The sequence below is a fragment of the Streptomyces sp. CO7 genome, from assembly GCF_053474865.1.
The window spans coordinates 1,646,710-1,647,954 of record NZ_JBRIOU010000002.1; the positions used below are offsets into that span (position 1 = coordinate 1,646,710).

Here is a 1,245-nt window from a genome sequence, read left to right on the forward strand (position 1 = left end):
GGGCCGGCCGCCACGGCCGAGCGGCGTCCCTGCGGTCTTCGCGGACAGGGGCCTCTGCTCACCCGATCGCCCCGCCGGGTCGGCGCGCGACCATCACCGGCGCCCGCCCGGCCGGGGGACCCGTCCGGACCGCCGCGGTCACGCGCCCCGCCCACCCGGCCGCCGCCTGCTCGCACGTCACAGGTGTGGACCGGCCTAGTTGCCGCCGAAGGCCGCGTCGAAGGAGGCGGCCGGCGGGTCGAAGTCGAAGGCCTTGAGCCGCCTCAGCGCCTCGGGGGCCCCTTGCAGGCGGTCCATACCGGCGTCCTCCCATTCGACCGAGATCGGACCGGCGTAGTCGATGGCGCGCAGCATCCGGAAGACGTCCTCCCAGGGAACGTCACCGTGCCCGGCCGACACGAAGTCCCAGCCGCGCCGCGGATCGCCCCAGGGCAGGTGCGAGCCGAGCCGGCCGTTGCGCCCGTCGAGCCGCTTGCGGGCCTCCTTGCAGTCCACGTGGTAGATCCGGTCGCGGAAGTCCCACAGGAATCCGACCGGGTCGAGGTCCTGCCACACGAAGTGCGACGGGTCGAAGTTGAGTCCGAAGGCGGGCCGGTGGTCCACCGCCTCCAGGGCCTTCTGCGTGGTCCAGTAGTCGTAGGCGATCTCGCTGGGGTGGACCTCGTGGGCGAAGCGCACGCCCTCGGCGTCGAACACGTCCAGGACGGGGTTCCAGCGGTCGGCGAAGTCCTGGTAGCCGCGCTCGATCATCGACTCGGGGGCGGGCGGGAACATGGCCACCAGATGCCAGATCGCCGAGCCGGTGAACCCGATGACGGTGTCCACGCCGAAGGCGGCTGCGGCCCGGGCGGTGTCGGCGATCTCCGCGGCGGCCCGCCGTCGGACGCCCTCGGGTTCGCCGTCGCCCCAGATTCGGGTGGGGAGGATCGCCTGGTGGCGTTCGTCGATGATCGCGTCGCAGACCGCCTGCCCCACCAGGTGGTTGGAGACGGCCCAGCACTTCAGACCGTACTTCTCGAGGAGCCGGCGGCGGCCGTCCAGGTAGGACGGATCGGCGAGGGCCTTGTCGACCTCGAAATGGTCGCCCCAGCAGGCGAGTTCGAGTCCGTCGTAGCCGAAGTCGCGGGCCAGCCGGCAGACCTCCTCGAGCGGCAGGTCGGCCCACTGGCCGGTGAAGAGCGTGAAGTTGCGGGGCACGGTACGTCTCCTCGATCGGTTCGCGTGAAGGACTGGGTCCGCGGGCGG

1 protein-coding gene is annotated in these 1,245 nt (G+C 72.2%); it reads right to left on the reverse strand.

Annotated features, from left to right (window positions below; genetic code table 11):
* Positions 1-195 precede the first annotated feature (195 nt).
* On the reverse strand, positions 196-1,197 hold the full coding sequence (locus ACOV8S_RS09655) for a sugar phosphate isomerase/epimerase family protein (protein ID WP_448317292.1): 1,002 nt from the start codon (positions 1,195-1,197) through the stop codon (positions 196-198).
* Between the last annotated feature and the right edge of the window lie 48 nt (positions 1,198-1,245).